This window comes from Modestobacter italicus (assembly GCF_019799965.1).
Lineage (GTDB): Bacteria > Actinomycetota > Actinomycetes > Mycobacteriales > Geodermatophilaceae > Modestobacter > Modestobacter italicus_A.
On the sequence record NZ_JABGCJ010000103.1, the window covers coordinates 1 to 586 of the forward strand.

At 42.7% G+C, this 586-nt stretch carries 1 protein-coding gene; it reads left to right on the forward strand.

The annotated features are described in order from the left end of the window. A partial coding sequence (locus HLA93_RS22465; RefSeq protein ID WP_222196282.1) for a DDE-type integrase/transposase/recombinase occupies window positions 1–586 on the forward strand: 586 nt, incomplete at both ends.

The window sequence follows — 586 nt, forward strand, 5'->3', positions numbered from 1 at the left end:
ATGAGATGCACGATGTTTTGAAGTTCTGCCACACATTGGCATGTGGTGGGCACTTTAGCGGGAAAAAGACAGCCGCAAAAATCTTACAATGTGGGTTTTACTGGCCCGCATTATTCAAAGATTCAATGGACTTCTGCAAGTCCTGTCCTAATTGCCAACAAGTAGGTTCTATGTCTAGAAGGGATATGATGCCTCTGAACCCAATTCTAATCGTCGAAATCTTCGATGTTTGGGGCATCGACTTCATGGGACCTTTTCCAATCTCTCATGGTTTCGAATTCATCTTAGTAGCTGTTGATTACGTATCAAAATGGGTAGAAGCAGTCGCTACTAGGACGAACGACCATAAAGTTGTTCTAAAATTTTTACAGGCAAATATATTTTCTAGGTTCGGATTTCCAAGGGCCATCATAAGTGATGGAGGGTCACACTTTATTAATCGACCCTTTGCAAACCTAGTCGCGAAGTATTCAATTACTCACAAGGTTGCAACCCCGTATCATCCCCAGACTAGCGGACAAGTCGAGGTTTCCAATAGAGAGATTAAGCACATTCTGGAGAAAACCGTAGGCCTGATCGTAAAGAT